This is a genomic window from Capnocytophaga canis (genome assembly GCF_043187445.1).
Lineage (GTDB): Bacteria > Bacteroidota > Bacteroidia > Flavobacteriales > Flavobacteriaceae > Capnocytophaga > Capnocytophaga canis.
The window spans coordinates 1927332-1946049 of sequence record NZ_CP171121.1 but is presented as its reverse complement, the minus strand read 5'-3'; the positions used below and the strand labels follow the sequence as shown (position 1 = coordinate 1946049).

The following is an 18718-nucleotide window of genomic DNA, read 5'->3' as shown; positions in this document are numbered from 1 at the left end:
TCTTTTAAAAGTTTAATCCAAAAAACTCTTCTAATTTTTCAGCTATGAAATCCAAGTGTTGTTCATTCAAGGCGGGATAAATGCCTACCCAAAATGTTTGATTCATGGTTATATCTGTGTTGGTTAGTTCACCTACCACACGATGTTCAACATTTTTAAAATAAGGTTGTTTGGTCAAATTTCCGGCAAAAAGCAATCGAGAACCAATTTTATTATCATCCAAAAAACGCAGTAAATCTACACGAGCCACACCACAATCTGTTTTTAGTGTTATAGGAAATCCAAACCAAGAAGGATTGCTCCCCTCTGTAGCTTCTGGTAATAACAAAAAGTCTGTCAATGAACTTAATCGTTGGTGTAAATAGTTGAAGTTATGTCGTCTTTTTTCTATAAACTCTTCAACTCGATCCAACTGAGCCAAACCACAAGCTGCTTGCATATCAGTGATCTTTAAATTATAGCCAATATGCGAATATACATATTTGTGGTCATAGCCAAAAGGCAAATCACCATGCTGTTGAGTAAAGCGACACGCACAAGTGTTGTCTTTACCTGGTGCACAATAGCAATCACGTCCCCAATCACGGAACGATTCTGCTATTGCTTTTAATTCAGGATTGTTGGTAAACACTGCCCCTCCTTCACCCATAGTAATGTGGTGTGCTGGATAAAAACTCAACGTCCCAATATCGCCAAAGGTCCCTACTTTTTGTCCTTCAAATGTAGCTCCCAAAGCATCACAACAATCCTCAACAAGCCACAATTTATATTTTTCACAAATTTCTTTTACTTTTTTCAAATTAAACGGATTCCCTAGCGTATGAGCAATCATAATCGCTTTGGTTTTTGGAGAAATTGCCTCTTCAATAAGGTCAACATCAATATTATGTGTTCGTAGATCAACATCCACGAACACGGGAACTGCCCCAAATTGTACAATAGGATTAACCGTAGTGGGAAATCCTGCTGCTACACCTATTACCTCATCTCCTTTCCTGATGGCTTTTTCTCCTAATTTTGGCGAAGTCAAAGCACTAAAAGCAACCAAATTAGCAGATGAGCCCGAATTTACCGATAAACAATATTTTACACCAATAAAATCCGCTAATTTTTGTTCAAAAAGCTGATTAAAACGCCCTGTAGTAAGCCAACCGTCTAACGAGGCTTCTACCATATTTTGTAATTCTTGTTTACCAATTACTTTTCCCGACGGTGGAATAACAGCCGTACCTCCTACAAAAGGTTTTTCTTTGTAGGCTTCCTCCGCATATTTTGCTACTAATTGTGCTATTTCTGTTCTGATAGTGTCTAAACTCATTTCCTGTTTTGTTGTTCTTTTAGTAATTTAAATACTCCTTAATTTCATTCAAACAGTGCATCTGCATATCTTCTTTCTGCAACCAAGCTCTGTGCCAATAGATAATTTTTTCCAAAGTACGTTCCAATCGCCAAGAAGGCTTCCATTTTAGACGTATAGCTGCTTTAGAGCAATCTAATTTCAAAAAATTTGCTTCGTGTGGATTTTTATTTTTATCGAGTTGCCAAGAAGCCCCTTCCCCCCAAAAAGTCACCATCTTGTCTAATATCCAACTCACAGGACGACAATCTTCGTCCTTTGGTCCAAAATTCCAACCTTCAGCAAAACTTTTTCCATCTTCATATAAATGTTGTGCCAACACCAAATATCCAGATAAGGGTTCTAATACGTGTTGCCAAGGCCTTGTCGATAACGGATTTCGTATAATAACTGCTTCCTTTTTCTCAAAAGCTCGTAAAATATCAGGAATTAATCTGTCATCTGCCCAATCACCTCCACCAATTACATTTCCGGCTCTTGCCGATGCCACCGCCACGGTATTTTCCGTATTGAAAAAAGAATTTCGATATGCCGATGTAACTAATTCTGCACAACCTTTACTGTTGCTATACGGATCATGTCCCCCCATAGGTTCATTCTCTCTATAGCCCCATTCCCACTCTTTATTTTCGTAACATTTGTCGGTGGTAACAGAGACTATGGCCTTTAAATTATTACAATAACGTGATGATTCTAACACATTTACGGTTCCCATTACGTTAGTACTATATGTTTCTACAGGCTCTTTGTACGAAAGCCGTACCAAAGGCTGTGCGGCCATGTGTATCAAAATATCAGGATTGAAGGTTTGCATACTTCTGCTTAACTGCTCCAAATTACGGATATCGCCAATTTCAGAAATCATATTTTTATGCACACCTGCTTCTGCAAACAGGGACGGAGTAGTCGGAGCTTCTAACGAATACCCCTTTACTTCTGCTCCCATCGACTGTAGCCATAGCGAAAGCCAACTTCCCTTAAATCCTGTATGACCAGTAAGAAATACCTTTTTCCCTTTCCAAAAAGTAGGATTTACTTGTCCTTCATGTTGCATCTTTACCATACTTTCCAAGGAGCTTTTCCAGAGTCCCATAATTCTTCCAATAATTTTTTATCTCGTAATGTATCCATTGGTTGCCAAAACCCTTCATGTTTGAAAGCCATTAACTCACCATCATTTGCCAAACCTTTCAGTGGCTCTTGTTCCCATATGGTATTATCATCTGTGATGCGACCTATAACTTTTGGGGAAAGCACAAAGAACCCACCATTTATTAAGGCTCCGTCTCCTTTTGGTTTTTCTTGAAACTGTCTGATTTGATTGTCTACTATGTCTAAAGCTCCAAATCTCCCCGGTGGGTAAGTAGCAGAGAGAGTAGCTTCCTTTCCGTGTGATTTATGAAAATTTATCAAATCCGCTATATTAATATCGGCAACCCCGTCTCCGTATGTAAAGCAAAAGCAATCTTCATTCTTAAGGTACGGAGCTACACGTTTTAAACGTCCTCCCGTCATAGAGTTATCCCCTGTGTCTATTAAAGTAACTTTCCAAGGCTCGGCACGTTTTTGGTGAACCTCCATTTGATTGTTTACCATATCAAATGTAACATCTGATTGATGCAAGAAATAGTTAGCAAAATACTCCTTGATTACATAACCTTTATATCCACAACATATAATGAAATCATTGATTCCATAATGTGAGTAGGTTTTCATAATATGCCACAGGATAGGCTTCCCACCTATCTCTACCATAGGCTTGGGCTTACTAACGGTTTCTTCACTCAGCCGAGTTCCCAAACCTCCAGCTAAAATAACTGCTTTCATACAATTTTAATTTAATTTGTACTAACAAAAGGATCTGCAAAGAACATTTCGCTAGGCAATCCATTTTGTACTAATATTGTTCGTGATGTTTCAATCATGTTAGGCGAACCACAAGCATAAACTTGCGAATTAAGCCAATTTATCTCTTGTTTTAAAGCTACATTTTGTACATACCCTTTTTCTGTATTTTTGTTTGACTCTTGTGAAAGCACAGGAATAAAAGTGAAATCAAACTCATCAAAGGAAAAATCCATAAACAAGTCCTCTTGTTTACGTCCCCCCCAAAAAAGCCATACTTTCTTATTTTTAATTAAATGAGGTTTTTCCGCAAATTGTTGTAAAATAGACCTTATAGGTGCTATTCCAGTTCCTGTTGCTAGTAACACAACATTTTCACAACTATCATTTTCTCTATAAAAAAACGTTCCTAAAGGCCCTTCTATTCGCAATAAATCATTCTGTCTAGCTTCTCTAAACCAATATTTACTAAATAGTCCTCCGTGATAATTACGTATAAAAAATTCTAGGTGATTTTCAGCATTCGGAACATTAGCCAAGGAGTAACTTCGTTTTTCTCCGCCACGAATAATATTTACATACTGTCCAGGTATGAATCTGAAATTCGCCGTCGGAGGCAATCGCAACTCTACTCTAATAATATCAGAAGATAGGACTGATATCAAATTAATTTTTACAGGTATTATTTGCTTTTTAAACAACTGCATCCCTAAATCTTCTACGTCCAATTGTAAATCAGAACAAGGCACAGCATTGCAAGACAACACAAAACCTTGCTTTCTTTCTTCTTCTGATAAGACCATATCGTCTTTAATGTTTCCGTACCTCCCCTCAACAACCCTTACCACACAGCTACGACAACGAGCAGACAGACAACTATACTCAAGTCCAATGCCTTGTTCCAGGGCTGCCTCAAGAATTGTTTTAGAAGATTCACAACTGAATTCCTTATTATTTTTTAATCGTACTTTATAGTTCACTTAAATTTATTTTCCTATCTGTATATATTCAAATCCTCTACTTGGCAAATCAAACGAATTGTATTGATTTCGTCCATCAAAGATAACTTTTTCTTTCAAGAGTTTGGCTATTTCCTCAAAATCAGGCACACGAAACTCTTTCCATTCCGTTAGCAAAATCATTGCATCGGCTCCTTTCAGAGCATCATATTTGCTTTCAACATATTTAATATCAACGCCCTTTAAATAGTATGTTTTCGCTTCATGAACGGCTTTGGGGTCATACGCCTGTATTTTAGCTCCACGTCTCACCAACTCCTTAACAACATAAATAGCGGGAGCCTCACGCATATCGTCTGTTTCAGGTTTGAACGAAAGTCCCCAAACGGCAAAGGTTTTGCCAAAGAGGTCTTCGCCGTACCTTTTCACCACTTTTTCGGCAATAATAAATTTTTGACGATTATTTACATTATCCACCGAATGAATAAGCTCCGCATTGTAGCCTACTTCTTCAGCTAACTTTTTGAGAGCTAATACATCTTTTGGGAAGCAAGACCCTCCATAACCACAACCTGGATAAATAAAACTATACCCGATTCGAGTATCGGAACCTACTCCCAGTCGCACTTTATTCACATCTGCCCCCACACGTTCGCAAATATTAGCAATTTCATTCATGAACGAAATTTTGGTAGCAAGCATCGCATTAGCAGCGTATTTGGTCATTTCCGCCGAACGAACATCCATGGTAATGAAACGTTCGTGTTGCATAAAAAACGGCGTATATAAAGCTTTCATTTTATCCAAAGCGTACTGACTATCAGCCCCTATTACCACACGGTCAGGTTTCATAAAATCCTGTATAGCCTTGCCTTCCTTTAAAAACTCAGGATTAGAAACTACGTGAAATTCAATATTTTCATTTCGTTTGTCCAATTCATCTTGAATGGTAGTTTTTACTTTATCTGCCGTTCCAACGGGTACGGTAGATTTATCTACCACAATGAGCCTACCTCGCATAGCCTGCCCTATTGCTTTCGCTACGGAAAGTACATATTGCAAATCGGCAGAGCCATCATCTCCCATCGGAGTTCCTACAGCTATAAAAACTATTTCAGCCTTTTCGATAGCCTTAGCTAAATCAGTAGTAAAGGTTAGATTTTTATTAGCCACATTGGTCAATACCATTGCTTCAAGCCCAGGCTCATAAATAGGAATTATTCCTTTTTTTAACTTTTCAATCTTTTCCGCATTCACATCAACACAGGTAACCGCATTACCAACTTCAGCGAAACAAGTCCCTGAAACCAATCCAACGTATCCTGTGCCTATAATTGTTATTTTCATTACTTCATCTCATCTGACTTGAGTGTGAAAACGCTTACCACACTAACTTCCAAAGAATTAATGTTTTTAACCTCTACGATCACACACCAAACTCTCAAAAAAAGGTAAACCCGTTCGCAAAGGTACAAAAAATATGTTACAAATGACTCAAAAAAAGTCTTTTTATAGAAGAAAACGTTTTCCTTGTATTTTATTAGAAATTTTTATTGCAATATGAATTCAGTCTAATTCTATATTTTCCGATCAATAACATAATTGACCATCATTATCAAGGCGTCTTTATAGTCTGAATGAGGAAAATCATTCAAAATCTGCAATGCTTTTTGTTGAAACTCCTTCATTTTTGTCTCTGCGTATGACAACCCATTGTTGTTTTTTACAAAATCAATAATTTCTCGCACTCGCTTTTTATCTTTATTATGATTTTTAACAGAATTAATTATCCATTTTTTATCTTTTTCGGAGCAATTATTCAGTGTATAGATAAGGGGAAGTGTCATTTTTTGTTCTTTGATATCGATTCCTGTGGGCTTACCTATGGCATCGTCTGTGTAATCAAATAAATCATCTTTGATTTGGAAAGCCATACCAATATATTCACCAAACTGTCGCATTTTTTCGATGGTTTCGCGATCATCAGGTTTAACAGAACAAGCCCCCATTGCACAACAGGCCGCAATAAGAGTAGCCGTTTTTTGTCTGATAATTTCGTAGTAAACTGATTCAACAATGTCCAACCGCCGTGCTTTTTCAATCTGTAGCAACTCTCCTTCACTCATCTCACGCACAGCCACGGAAATGATTTTCAATTGGTCAAAATCATCATTATCAATAGAAAGCAACAATCCTTTTGAAAGAAGATAGTCGCCAACCAACACCGCAATTTTATTTTTCCAAAGAGCATTGAGTGAAAAGAAGCCTCGTCGTTTGTTACTATCATCTACTACATCATCATGTACTAAAGTAGCTGTATGAATCAATTCTATGACGGAGGCTCCACGGTAAGTACGTTCATTGACAGTCCCCGACACCATTTTTGCCACTAAGAATACAAACATAGGACGCATTTGTTTACCCTTCCGATTTACAATATAATACGTAATCCGATTCAAAAGAGCCACTTTTGACGACATTGATTCCTGAAACTTTTGTTCAAAAAGTTCCATTTCCTCTCGTATGGGTTGTTTTATTCGTGTGGTTACTTTCACTATTTAGAATTTTAAAATTCGTCTGGAATGAATTTTCTATAATATGAATGCGGTATAGGCTTACAGAACCTTAATTTTGACCACAATTTTGCGTATTTTCCCTTGACCAATGATGGGAGCGTGTGCATCTTCTGGATAAACTATAGCAAAATGTTTCGGTTGTAGTGTTACGTAGGTCGTAGGTTGATCTTCATATAAACCATAATCCTCTTCAGTGTTAAAGGCTTTTTTCTCATGTTTACAGTCTGTCAAACTCTTCCATCCAATTGTTTCTTCTCCTGTTAGAAGCACGTGAATATCCAAATACTTTTGATGATATTCCAACACCTGATTCTCTTTACTAAGACATTCAGGCTCCGCGTTTATAAAAAAAACATCTTCACCATCGAACTCTATTTTTCCGAGTTCCAAATTTAAAAAGTTTGTTTGTTTGATATGAGCAAATACTTTTGTGAAAGCTGGATGCAATTTTTCGTAACGCTCACTATGGTTTAAATGCGCAACAATCATTTTTTATTTTTTTATGGTTATAATTTAAATCCAAAACCTATTGAAAAATAAGCTATATTAAACAATTTTGCCTTATCAAAAGACCATTTTTTATTAAGAATTTTAGTCCTATTTGATAAAGGTGTCAGGTCATAACTGACATTGGTTTCTGCAATAGCAAAAAAACTATCCGAAAAATTATAGATAACCCCTACCCCACCGTATGCTGTAATTGAAGACGGATGAAAATGTTCATCAACTCGCTCGGTAGCGTATGTTCCTACGTATTTCTCCGTGTATCTATGTATTTCAGAATCCCATTCATAGCCGAAATTATAGATTTGTAATATAATTTTTGACGAAAATCCTCCTTGTACAAACCACTCGAAATCTCGACCATTTTTGTAACGTACCAACATTGGAACTTCAACATAATCAAACCTATAAGAACCGTTCCACCGAGCAATGTCTATGATAGCATCACTACTCTTGTATTCGAATCCTTGCCGACGGTAGAGCATCTCTATCTGTAAAGACCAATGTTTACTGAACGCATTATTGATAAACACGCCCATATTGATACGACTCATGAATCCGTTGTAAGTGGTATTGCCTGTTTCATCCTCCATTGCCTTTGCTAAACTTCCGTTCAACGGAGGGACAACACTTTTTATACCTAAACGAAGTTCCTGAGCTACTGAAATATTCATGAAAAATATTCCAACAAACAAAAGTAGTATTTTTTTTGTCATATATTATATATTTCTATAAGTTTTTCTATATTTTTTGCCTATGATTATGCAATATAGGTTAGCTCTACCTATCAAAACCAATGCCTTCAGCTAGTAGAAGATTAATACATACAAGAGGAAACTCTACTGATACGTAAGGCTTGTTGTTTTCATATAATCAAAAAACTAAATAGTTATCAATCACACAAATCCAATATTTTCTTTCTGTACTCTAAATCCATAACTAATCTGTAATATAGAGGATTATGAGCTCTTCTATATCCTGAATAATTCGTTCTATCAAGTTCTACTTTTGCTGCTTTTTTCCATTGTTCAAATAAAAAATGGTCATCATAAAAAATGACATCGTTACCAAAATTGACCCTAACCTTTGCAGGGAAAGCACCACCGATAAGATAGGAGTTTAATTATAGTGAAAAATAATATTCTTTGATTTTTCAAACCTTATGTTATTCACAAAATTCTTTATTTTCAGAAAAACACCAATGTTCTTGTTTTTGTTTTACATTTTTAAATACAACTTTCACTTTGTGTTTGATATTCTTTGGATTGTGTTTAGCTTCTTCTTTTTCAATCTCTAAAAAATTATCTCCAAAAATCGAATCACAATAAACGCATCCGTGCGATAAATAATTCTTCCTAACTGTCTTACTATACCTTCTTTTCAGTTCCCCAATTTTTAATTTTTTCCCTCGCTCTGTCTGTAAAAATTGTTTTACTGCTTGATATATTTCGGGGCTTTTATCTATATCTGTATCATCCCAATTTGAAAAACCTAAATTGATTCTTTGTCCACAAGTTGTGGTTAAATTTCTATTAATAGTCCAACAATCTTGATATTTTTTGCATTTCCAACAACGAGTTCTAAAAAATATAAGCGTAATTTCTTGCGATTTTAAAGTTATGTGTTCACAAAATTTAAAGTGTCCTTTCAATAAATGCCCTACAAATGATTTTAAATTGATTTGACTTTGTTTAAGTTGAACCATAAGGTTCGAATCCTCACCTTTGAAAATTCTAAAAGCAGGTATTTCCTTATTGGCTCTAAGGTGATGTTTATCATTTTCATCTTCTAAATATGCTTCCAACTGTTCTGGGGCTTTTTGAAAAAACCAACACCCCCTAACATTAGAAGCCTTGTATCTATCTTGACGAAATTTAGTTTCTTCAAAAGTTTGTTTGCTCCACTGAACCTCAAAGGCAATTCTTTTGTTATTTTGAATAGCCAAAACATCAGCTCTCCAATTTGATTCGGAAAATTCAGGAATTGCTTTCCATCCATTTTCTTGACAAGCCTCCATAATTTCGACTTTTGCTCTTAAATGTTCAGGAGATTCAGGTTTCCAATCACACGAAGTATCTGACTTTGAATGGACAAAATGTTTTAACCCTCTACGGCTAATTCTCAAAAAACCTGTTTGATTACAGCAAGGTAATCTTAATATAGATTTTTCAGATTTAACATTTTGCTTAATTTCTTTCCATTGATCTTCGTTGAGTTCAATAGAAATAATTTCTTTGCCATCTATGTAAGCTCTTAAAGGCATAATATTGATTTTTTATCACCTCCCCATGTACACCAACAAAATACTGATATCCGCAGGAGAAACACCACTAATACGCGAGGCTTGTGAGAGCGTGGTCGGACGGATTTTTTTCAGCTTTTCACGGCTCTCAAACGAAATGGAAGTTAGTTTATCGTAATTGAAGTTTTCAGGTATGCGAATGTCTTCCAACCGGTTGAGTTTGTCGGCATTGTTTTTTTCTTTTTCAATGTACCCTGCGTATTTTACCTCAATTTCCGTTTGTTCAATGATTTCTTTATCAATTTCATTGGCTTCCACGAATGATTTTACGCTCTCCAATTGTTGCAAATCGGCGATGGTAATGTTCGGACGTGAAAGTACTTTAAACATTTTGTCACCTTGTTTCATTGGAGACGAATCGTATTTTTCTAAAATCGGGTTCGCTTCTTCGGGTTTGATACTTGTTTCCTTAAAGAAATCAACAAATGCATTGGTCTTTGCTTGTTTTCTTTCCAAAACGTCCATTCGTTTTTGCGATGCTAATCCCAATGAAAAACCAAGTGGCGTAAGTCGTGCATCGGCGTTGTCTTGTCGCAAAAGAGTACGATATTCCGCTCGGGAAGTGAACATTCGGTAAGGTTCTTCCGTTCCTTTGGTGATTAAATCATCAATCAAAACACCGATGTAAGCCTCGTTTCGTTTCAGAATGAAAGGTTCTTGTTCACGAATTTTCTGTACAGCGTTTATCCCTGCCATAATTCCTTGTGCGGCAGCCTCTTCGTAACCTGTTGTCCCGTTGATTTGACCTGCAAAATACAGATTTTCAACAAGTTTTGTCTCTAACGTGTGTTTGAGTTGTGTCGGCGGAAAATAATCGTATTCAATGGCGTACCCTGGACGGAAAAACTTCACATTCTCAAAGCCTTCTATTTTTCGCATTGCTTCAAACTGAACTTCTTCTGGAAGCGATGTCGAAAATCCGTTTACGTACACTTCCACCGTGTTCCAACCTTCGGGTTCCACGAAGATTTGATGGCGGTCTTTATCGGCAAATCGGTTGATTTTATCCTCAATTGATGGACAATAACGTGGCCCCACGCCCTGAATTGCCCCATTGAACATCGGTGAGCGGTCAAATCCTGTGCGAAGCAAGTCGTGTACTTCCTCGCTGGTGTAGGTCATATGACAATCTTTCTGAATTTGAAGCGGTTGTGTTTCTTCCGAAAAAGAAAATTTCTCCGGATTTTCATCACCGGGTTGCGGAATCATTTTGGAATAATCAAGCGAACGGCTGTCCACACGCGGTGGTGTTCCTGTTTTCATTCTTCCTGATTCAAATCCGTGAGAAACAAGGCATTCGGTAATCCCTTTGGAAGCTTTTTCACCGGCTCTTCCGCCTCCTAACTGTTTCATTCCGATATGAATAACTCCATTTAGGAAAGTTCCATTAGTAAGAATCACCGATTTGGAATAAATAGGAATTCCCAAAGAGGTTTTTACGCCTTTTACCTGATGATTTTCGATAATGAGGTCGGAAACCATATCTTGATAGAAGTCGAGATTAGACAATCTTTCGAGTTGCAGACGCCATTCTTCGGCAAATCGCATTCGGTCAGACTGAGCTCGAGGACTCCACATCGCAGGACCTTTCGATTGGTTGAGCATTTTGAACTGAATGGCGGTTTTGTCAGTGATGATACCTGTATATCCACCCAAAGCGTCAATCTCACGAACGATTTGCCCTTTAGCAATTCCACCAATGGCAGGATTGCACGACATCTGTGCTATATTTTGCAATTGCATTGTGATGAGCAAGGTTTTCACTCCCATATTGGCAGCGGCGGCAGCGGCTTCGGCTCCTGCGTGTCCGCCACCCACTACGATAACGTCATATTTTTCTTGAAACATATTTCTATTTGGCTTTAAGCAAAAACACTTTAAATAATTAGACACCTCTAAACTATTTACTAATGACTTTTGCGGTGCAAAAATAAGAATTTCATTCTATAATTTTGAGTTTTTCTTTCAAACGGATTTTTGGACTTCAGGTAGTGATATATACGAAATGATTATTCCGAGATATTTTTGTTTATTTTTGTACAAAAATTTTACTAATGCCAAAAATATAATGATAAATATTCGTAAAACTGTAAAAATCAATATGCGTGAGATTTGAAAGTATCACAATGGCAACTTTTTGCTTAGGAAAACGAATAAATTTGGTGCAATATCCCGCCTGACCACCTGGATGAAAATAAAAAGTTCCCCATTGAGGATTTTCACCAATATACCAACCCAATCCGTAGTTGTAATCCAAATCTTTTGCGTAGGAACCATCGTTTAAAAGCGTAGGCGAAAACAATTTCTGTTTACTTGATTGATTTAAAATAACATCGGAATGCAGAGCTTTATCCCATTTCAGCAAATCATAGGCTGTGGAATAAACCGATCCGTCACCATAAAAACCACCCAAACCACGAACATACGAATTATGAGGCTGTTCATAGGCTATTTTTCTGGTTTTCGTTAGCTCATCAAGTTCATAGCCCTGACAAATTTCTTTCTTTGTAACTAATCTTTTGTCGGTGTAATATTCGGCAGAAGTGTCATTCATTTGAGCAGGTTTGAAAATGTACTTGTGCATAAACTCCTTAAATGGCATTCCGCTAACTTTTTCGATTAAAACGGCTGCAGTACAATATGCTATGTCACAGTAATCCCACTTATCGCCCGCCGACAATTGTTGTGGATATTTCCCCGATGATAACATTTTCATCAGCTCTTTGTTACCATTGATTTTTTTCATATTCAAATCGGGAACCATCGTTTTTGAAAAATCGGGCATACCCGAAGTGTGATTCAATAAATGTATGATTTTAACATCTTTATAAGGATAAGTCGGCAAGTATTTCTTAACGTAATCTTCTAATTTCAATTTCCCTTGTTGTTCCAAAATTAAGACTGCTGTTGCCGTGAATTGTTTTGAAACTGACGCCAACTGAAAAATCGTATTTCGGGTAAATGGTATATTTTTTTCGTAGTCGGCTTTTCCAAAAAAAACATCGTAAACGATGGTATCATTTTGTGAAACAAGTACATGTCCGCTAAACTTTCCGTTTTTAAATTCTTTCTGAAAAAGAGAATCAATATAGGAAATGTTGATTTTTTGTCCAAACAATAAACATGGGATAAATATCATTATAGAACATATTTTTTTCATACCATTATTTTTATTAGGTGGTTATCTATTTTAGCGTTCATTTCACATCAAACAGGATACAAATCTACAAAATAAAACCACGACTTGTTCAAATTTTAGCCTCTTTTTGTGGTATTCAAAACTGATAAGCAATCTTTTTTGCTACAAAAATATTCTATGAAGTAAAGCTACAACCATTAAACTCCAATTTTCAATTTTTTCAAATTGTATATTCAATAAAATTGTTGTTTTTAAAAATCTAATTTGTACTGTTGCTCAAATCAGGGCTACGAAAGTGGAGGATGAAGAGTGTTTTTGTAATAGGGGTTCATTAGTAATTTTAGGTTTTTTATGAAAGTGATGGCAGTTTTTTAAGAACGGATTTTTTACTTTTGCTCCCATTTTAAAACATTAACAAAGAGATGAAAAAATTACAGTACTTAGTGCTGATGACATTGCTTGTCATTGGCTGTGGGAAGGACAACCCAACAGGAGAAATTCCTAACGAACCTGAACAAAAATTGAGTTCTCAAAAAATCCTTGGAGACTTTACTTTGTTTGATGAAGCCACTGGAAAATGGCGTAACACAGAAATAAAAGATAATGTGGTGACGGCAGTTATCGAAACTCCGTTTGATATTAAGGCGTTGGTAGCCACAGTTCGTATTCCTGACAAGGCTACCATCAGTCCCGATCCTACGCAAAAAAGAGACTATACTACCCCAGTGGTCTACACCATAACGGCAGAGGATGGAACTAAGGCGGAATATAAAGTCATCGTTACCAAACGACTTCTTTCAGAAAGTAATATCTACCGATTGCATTTTAAAGAAGTTGGTAAGTCACGTGATCACTACAACCCGCATCCTAGTTTAAATCAACATGATAAAAATGCTGATATCAGAATAGTAGTTCCCTTAACTACGGACGTAACCAAATTGACCTCTGTATTTGAAATTTCAGAGGGAGCAACGATTCATCCGAAGGCAGGACAAACGCTTGACTACACCAAACCTGTGGAATATACCGTTACATCCGAAGACGGAAAAACGGTTCTAAAATATACTGTAACAGTAATCTTTGACGATTTGCCAAAGCTGAGTTTATCAATTAATGGAGAAGAATTCCGAAACGTCCCTCCAGGAGGAACCATTGTTTTTGGTGTGAATGTTTTGCCAAAGCACGAAGATATTCGGGTTTCGTTGGTTACCGAAGATGGAAAATCAAGTGTGCCACTCACTATCCAAAAAGTAGATGATACTAACAAAAAAATACACGTAAAACTTCCAGATACGTATCTGAACGGAATATATAAGTTAGATGTTCGTATTGCAGAGAACAATAGTGCGATGAGCTATACTTTTGTGCTTCATGGCGGGGACCCCGTTTTTCATTATATTACGAGTAATGGCGGAGGCCCAAAAAAACCTAATTCCTTGCTTTATCTTGCAGAGCAATTTGGAATTTTTGCGAGTATAAACAGAAAAGACTTTGCAAAGCATAGTTTCTTTATTAAGAAAAATGGAGAATATCTCCCATTAGAAAATGCAAGATTTCATACTAATTCTACAACAATTATACTAGAAGCTCCGTTAGAGCTTCCAAATACTTCATTGGAGACAGGTACGGATTTTGAGTTTGTTATCCGCTACGAAGGAAAAGAATATACTTATCCTTTAGTAAACAATAAAAAAGAGCCAGTTAAAGTGTATATCCCCAAACCTCCTGTGGTTACGGGAGTTTCAAAAACTTCTGTTACACAAGGTGAAACTTTGGTGATTAAAGGATCAAACTTATTCTATCCACATGGTGATCTACGGGACGGAGGTCGAGATAAAATCAATCATTATACAGCTATAAGAAGCCGTACTCCTTCTAAAGAATGGATTTTGATGATTGGAAAAGAGATGGATGCGCAAGGAAATTTGGTGCTTACTGTCCCATTTAATTTCTTGGCAGAGACGGAATATAAACTCTTTATAGATAGTAACGTAGATTCGTTTGGGAGCCTGGAGACACCAATCACTATCAAAGTAGAGTTGCCAAAACCTACACATCCAACAATGCGAATACAAGAAGCAGAAGTCTATCACGAAAATAGTAAATATTTCAAAAAACAATTAAGAGTGAAATTTAATGGAGACATTTCCAAAATTAATATTAAAGCTATTGTATTCCCTGAATATCAAAATGCAAAGATTACTAATTTCATTGTTTATGAGGGTTCTAACTCTATTATGACGGGGGAATTAAATTTTTGGGAATACAGAGATGTTTATACGAGAAGACATACACTTTACGTCCTTTTTGAAGAAGGAGGAAAAGAGTATAAGCTTTATTTTAATGCAAAGCGAGGAGAACAGAATGATTAAATGACAAATGATTGAATCAATAAATAGAGGCTGACCCGAAAAAGGTCAGCCTCTATTTTATTTGTTTCAAAAATACCTTTTTGAGTTGGTATCTACTGAAAAATTAAGTTTATTTGAAAGTAGAGATGCTAACTTGGTTGAATCCATGTTCGAACTGTTCACCCGTTTGCATGTTCTTCACTACAAATGATTTTTTTTCGAGTTCTGATTCTCCTATGATTACCACGTAAGGAATATTACGTTTATTAGCGTAATCCATTTGTTTTTTCATTTTCGCACTCTCTGGGTATAATTCGGCTTTTAGCCCCAATGTTCGAAGCTGTTGTATTAATTTCAGACTTTGCAAAGCTTCTTGCTCTCCGAAATTGACACACAGCACATCCACTGTCTCACTGATTTCCGAAGGAAATAAATTTAGTTCTTCCATGACTAAACAAATTCTGTCCAAACCAAATGAAATTCCTACACCGCTGATGCCTTTCAGTCCAAATATGTTTGTCAAATCGTCATATCGACCTCCACCTCCGATGGAACCTATGTTTACATTTTTCGGTGCGGCAACTTCAAAAATAGCTCCTGTATAATAGTTTAACCCACGTGCCAAAGTTACATCCAAATCTAAAAAAGCCGTTTGTAGCGGCAAAACCGAGATTGATTTTTCAATAAATTCGAGTTCTTCAATGCCTTTTTTTCCTATTTCAGAAGTTTGTAAGATAGTTTTTAGAGTTGTGATTTTCTGAGAGAAATCTCCTTTAAGATGAAAAATAGGTTTTATTTTTTCAATAGCTTGTGCCGAAATCCCTTTTGAGAGCATTTCATTGATGACTCCTTCTTGTCCTATCTTATCCAATTTGTCTAAAGCAACAGTGAAATCAATGAGTTTTTCACTTTCTCCAATTACTTCCGCAAATCCACTCAAAATTTTGCGATTATTCATTTTAATGGTAACCCCTTTGAGATTCAGTTGTGTAAAAACGCTATCGTAAAGCTGTACGAATTCAATTTCTTGCCAAAGACTGTTGCTTCCTACCACATCGGCGTCGCATTGGTAAAACTCACGAAAACGTCCCTTTTGAGGTCGGTCGGCACGCCAAACAGGTTGAATTTGGTACCTTTTGAACGGAAACGTGATGTCGTTTTGGTGCTGTACTACATACCGAGCAAAAGGTACTGTTAAATCATAACGCAAAGCCTTCTCAGAAATTTGAGGAGTGAGTTTTGTTACATTTTTGGTTTCCCAATCGGAAGGATCTACTTTTTCGGCGAAATTCCCTGAGTTTAAAATTTTGAAAATCAAACGATCACCTTCCTCTCCATATTTTCCCATAAGAGTGTCATAATTTTCAAAACTTGGTGTCTCAATGGGTTGAAATCCAAATTTGGTAAATTCGTTTCTTATTTTATCGATAATAAAATATCGTTTAGCCAATTCCGTAGGCGAGAAATCGCGTGTACCCTTTGGTATGCTTGGTTTTTGTGCTGCCATAATCGTTTTTTGTATAAATCAGCGACAAAGATAGTTACAAAATTTTAATTTTACCCAATCACTTTTTTAATAATTTAGGAAGTTAATTCATACAAGTACAATAGGGATTAGCTAACTAATTTAACTAATCCCTATTGTATATTTACAGATACGCTAACTAAAAAGGTATAAAGTCCCTTTTAAAGCATTTAGCATTTCTTATTTTTTCATTTAACGAAAAAGTTTTTATTTCGTTCTAATCGCACATGAGTCAATTTCAGATACCCGTAAAGTATTTACCATTCCTTTTCCTTGAATAGGCATTGCTGCAAGGCTTATCATAATGTCACCCATGTTTACATATCCTTTTTCGTTAGCGATATGGTTCACATCTTCAATAGTTTCATCCGTTGAAACGAAGCGGTCGTAGTAGAACGTAGTTACTCCCCAATATAGGCTTAGTCGGGTTAAAATACGTCGGTTTGATGTGAATACTAATATGTGAGATTTGGGTCTATATGAAGAAATCAATCCTGCAGTGTAGCCACTATTTGTTAATGTCGAAATTACTTTGGCGTTCATTTCGTTAGCCATTGTTGCTGCGTGGAAACAGATAGAGTTCGTTACATAACGATTAGAACGTACAAATGGAGTAATCATTGGTACTTTAATTAAATCGGAATGTTCTACACTGTGAATGATACGGCTCATTTGCTCAATCACTTGTACGGGATATGCCCCTACGGAGGTTTCCCCCGATAACATCACAGCGTCAGCTCCATCCATTACGGAATTTCCTACGTCATTTACCTCAGCACGAGTTGGTGTTAAGCTCGAAATCATACTTTCCATCATCTGCGTTGCGATGATCACAGGAATGTGATTGATTTTTGCTTTACGAACCAATTCTTTTTGAATTAGAGGTACTTCTTCGGCAGGGATTTCTACTCCTAAATCACCACGAGCCACCATTATACCATCGCAATTCGCCATGATTTTATCAATATTTACCAGAGCCTCTGGCTTCTCAATTTTTGCGATAATCGGAATTTTATATCCTGCATTTTCAGCTATCAAGTCTTTCAAATCCTGAATGTCTCGGCTGTGACGAACAAATGATAAGGCGAACCAATCCACGTCCTGGGTAATGGCAAACAAAGCATCTTTCACATCTTTTTCGGTCAATGCAGGTAATGAAACGTTTGTATTAGGAAGGTTTACACCTTTTTTAGATTTTAAGATTCCCCCTTGGATTACTTTTGCTTCCACTTCATTGACGTTATTAGTAGAAACTACTTCAAAGATAAGTTTTCCGTCGTCGAGTAAAATGCGCTCACCTGGATTCACATCATTCGGAAACTCTTTGTAATTCATATACACACGCTCTTTTGTGCCAACGAAAGGCTCTCCTGTAACGAAAGTAATTCTGTCGTCGGGAGCTACAAAAACCCCTTCTTCCATTACTCCCACTCGGAGTTTAGGCCCTTGAAGATCTGCTAATATCGCTGTGTTGTACCCATATTCCTCATTTACCGTACGGATAAGTCCGATACGCTTCTTTACCTCTTCATAATCAGCGTGTGAGAAGTTAATACGAAACACATTCACACCCGCTTCCACCATCGCTTTAATCGTTTCTAAGGAATCCGTTGCAGGTCCTAAAGTAGCGACTATTTTTGTCTTTTTAATATTTAACATCCTTGAAGTATTAATTTGTTTTTTGTATTTAATGTATATGTATCTATCTCATAAGCAATTACTTGCGTGATTTCATTTACCTTGTCCAAAACATTTTGAGTTTTAAAACGATTGTCACAATCTATTTTTAGAAAAAAATCTACCTTTTTCTTATCTTTCAATAGGTAGGAAGCCGTGTACAAGGAATCAAACAAGAGTCCGCTATCTTTTATGTTATTTTCTACATTTACTTTATTGGAGATGCAATGCCAGTTCACGTCCGACAGTTCGTCATACCATTCAAAATATGGAAATGGCACTGAATTTTGTTCATTTACAATTTTCTTTTTTTTGTTTCTTGAAAGATTGATTTTTAGGTGGTTGTTTAAGAAATAAACTAGCCGAAAATCTTCCAAAGTAGTATGTATGGCAATTAATTTAAATGTGTCATCGAACCAATCATTCGACAATTTATAAGTAGCCATAAAGCCTATTTTTTAGAGATGCAAAGATACAAAATAA

General features: G+C 36.5%; 15 protein-coding genes. 1 reads left to right on the top strand and 14 read right to left on the bottom strand.

Going from position 1 to position 18718, the window contains the following annotated elements:
- Positions 1–4: 4 nt before the first annotated feature.
- The 11 genes from rfbH to ACF3OB_RS08265 form a co-directional block, all read right to left on the bottom strand.
- Positions 5–1318, bottom strand: coding sequence for a lipopolysaccharide biosynthesis protein RfbH (rfbH, locus tag ACF3OB_RS08315; RefSeq protein ID WP_392447418.1), 1314 nt, complete (start codon positions 1316–1318; stop codon positions 5–7).
- Between the two features lie 19 nt (positions 1319–1337).
- Complete coding sequence (rfbG, locus tag ACF3OB_RS08310) at positions 1338–2450, bottom strand: CDP-glucose 4,6-dehydratase (RefSeq protein WP_392447416.1); 1113 nt, start codon at positions 2448–2450, stop codon at positions 1338–1340.
- The gene (rfbF, locus tag ACF3OB_RS08305) at positions 2414–3184 is read right to left on the bottom strand and encodes a glucose-1-phosphate cytidylyltransferase (protein ID WP_392420017.1); all 771 of its coding nucleotides are present in this window, start codon (positions 3182–3184) and stop codon (positions 2414–2416) included. Before rfbF ends, rfbG begins: the two co-directional genes overlap by 37 nt.
- Before the next feature lie 11 nt (positions 3185–3195).
- Positions 3196–4182: a 2Fe-2S iron-sulfur cluster-binding protein gene (locus ACF3OB_RS08300; RefSeq protein WP_392447414.1), complete on the bottom strand. Its 987-nt coding sequence runs from the start codon at positions 4180–4182 to the stop codon at positions 3196–3198.
- Positions 4183–4188: 6 nt separating this feature from the next.
- Complete coding sequence (locus ACF3OB_RS08295; protein ID WP_392447412.1) at positions 4189–5508, bottom strand: UDP-glucose dehydrogenase family protein; 1320 nt, start codon at positions 5506–5508, stop codon at positions 4189–4191.
- Between the two features lie 230 nt (positions 5509–5738).
- Entirely contained in the window at positions 5739–6716 is a 978-nt protein-coding gene (locus tag ACF3OB_RS08290) for a polyprenyl synthetase family protein (protein ID WP_392447410.1), read from the bottom strand.
- A gap of 60 nt (positions 6717–6776) precedes the next feature.
- Positions 6777–7226: a YhcH/YjgK/YiaL family protein gene (locus tag ACF3OB_RS08285; protein WP_042343586.1), complete on the bottom strand. Its 450-nt coding sequence runs from the start codon at positions 7224–7226 to the stop codon at positions 6777–6779.
- 17 nt (positions 7227–7243) lie between these two features.
- On the bottom strand, positions 7244–7957 hold the full coding sequence (locus ACF3OB_RS08280) for an outer membrane beta-barrel protein (RefSeq protein WP_095893480.1): 714 nt from the start codon (positions 7955–7957) through the stop codon (positions 7244–7246).
- Between the two features lie 449 nt (positions 7958–8406).
- Positions 8407–9504, bottom strand: a complete 1098-nt coding sequence (locus tag ACF3OB_RS08275; protein ID WP_172917688.1) for a competence protein CoiA — start codon at positions 9502–9504, stop codon at positions 8407–8409.
- A gap of 15 nt (positions 9505–9519) precedes the next feature.
- Positions 9520–11391, bottom strand: coding sequence for a tRNA uridine-5-carboxymethylaminomethyl(34) synthesis enzyme MnmG (mnmG, locus tag ACF3OB_RS08270; protein ID WP_392447409.1), 1872 nt, complete (start codon positions 11389–11391; stop codon positions 9520–9522).
- 181 nt (positions 11392–11572) lie between these two features.
- Positions 11573–12682, bottom strand: coding sequence for a serine hydrolase domain-containing protein (locus ACF3OB_RS08265; protein ID WP_392447407.1), 1110 nt, complete (start codon positions 12680–12682; stop codon positions 11573–11575).
- A gap of 422 nt (positions 12683–13104) precedes the next feature.
- On the opposite strand from ACF3OB_RS08265, the gene ACF3OB_RS08260 reads away from it, so the two are divergent.
- On the top strand, positions 13105–15054 hold the full coding sequence (locus ACF3OB_RS08260) for a DUF5018 domain-containing protein (RefSeq protein WP_392447406.1): 1950 nt from the start codon (positions 13105–13107) through the stop codon (positions 15052–15054).
- A gap of 109 nt (positions 15055–15163) precedes the next feature.
- Here ACF3OB_RS08260 and hisS read toward each other — a convergent pair whose 3' ends face one another.
- The 3 genes from hisS to ACF3OB_RS08245 all read right to left on the bottom strand — a co-directional run bounded on the left by hisS (position 15164) and on the right by ACF3OB_RS08245 (position 18681).
- Positions 15164–16540, bottom strand: a complete 1377-nt coding sequence (gene hisS, locus ACF3OB_RS08255) for a histidine--tRNA ligase (protein WP_392447405.1) — start codon at positions 16538–16540, stop codon at positions 15164–15166.
- Positions 16541–16765: 225 nt separating this feature from the next.
- Positions 16766–18217, bottom strand: a complete 1452-nt coding sequence (gene pyk, locus ACF3OB_RS08250; RefSeq protein WP_042010550.1) for a pyruvate kinase — start codon at positions 18215–18217, stop codon at positions 16766–16768.
- Entirely contained in the window at positions 18211–18681 is a 471-nt protein-coding gene (locus tag ACF3OB_RS08245; protein ID WP_042347989.1) for an IPExxxVDY family protein, read from the bottom strand. The genes pyk and ACF3OB_RS08245 overlap by 7 nt, the downstream gene beginning before the upstream one ends.
- Positions 18682–18718 lie beyond the last annotated feature (37 nt).

Bases quoted from the DNA above. Each gene is read 5' to 3' on its own strand.
- ACF3OB_RS08275 (WP_172917688.1), bottom strand. From the start codon at position 9,504: ATGCCTTTAAGAGCTTACATAGATGGCAAAGAAATTATTTCTATTGAA.
- ACF3OB_RS08280 (WP_095893480.1), bottom strand. From the start codon at position 7,957: ATGACAAAAAAAATACTACTTTTGTTTGTTGGAATATTTTTCATGAAT.
- pyk (WP_042010550.1), bottom strand. From the start codon at position 18,217: ATGTTAAATATTAAAAAGACAAAAATAGTCGCTACTTTAGGACCTGCA.
- rfbF (WP_392420017.1), bottom strand. From the start codon at position 3,184: ATGAAAGCAGTTATTTTAGCTGGAGGTTTGGGAACTCGGCTGAGTGAA.
- ACF3OB_RS08265 (WP_392447407.1), bottom strand. From the start codon at position 12,682: ATGATATTTATCCCATGTTTATTGTTTGGACAAAAAATCAACATTTCC.
- hisS (WP_392447405.1), bottom strand. From the start codon at position 16,540: ATGGCAGCACAAAAACCAAGCATACCAAAGGGTACACGCGATTTCTCG.
- ACF3OB_RS08245 (WP_042347989.1), bottom strand. From the start codon at position 18,681: ATGGCTACTTATAAATTGTCGAATGATTGGTTCGATGACACATTTAAA.
- rfbH (WP_392447418.1), bottom strand. From the start codon at position 1,318: ATGAGTTTAGACACTATCAGAACAGAAATAGCACAATTAGTAGCAAAA.
- rfbG (WP_392447416.1), bottom strand. From the start codon at position 2,450: ATGGGACTCTGGAAAAGCTCCTTGGAAAGTATGGTAAAGATGCAACAT.
- ACF3OB_RS08285 (WP_042343586.1), bottom strand. From the start codon at position 7,226: ATGATTGTTGCGCATTTAAACCATAGTGAGCGTTACGAAAAATTGCAT.
- ACF3OB_RS08295 (WP_392447412.1), bottom strand. From the start codon at position 5,508: ATGAAAATAACAATTATAGGCACAGGATACGTTGGATTGGTTTCAGGG.
- mnmG (WP_392447409.1), bottom strand. From the start codon at position 11,391: ATGTTTCAAGAAAAATATGACGTTATCGTAGTGGGTGGCGGACACGCA.
- ACF3OB_RS08260 (WP_392447406.1), top strand. From the start codon at position 13,105: ATGAAAAAATTACAGTACTTAGTGCTGATGACATTGCTTGTCATTGGC.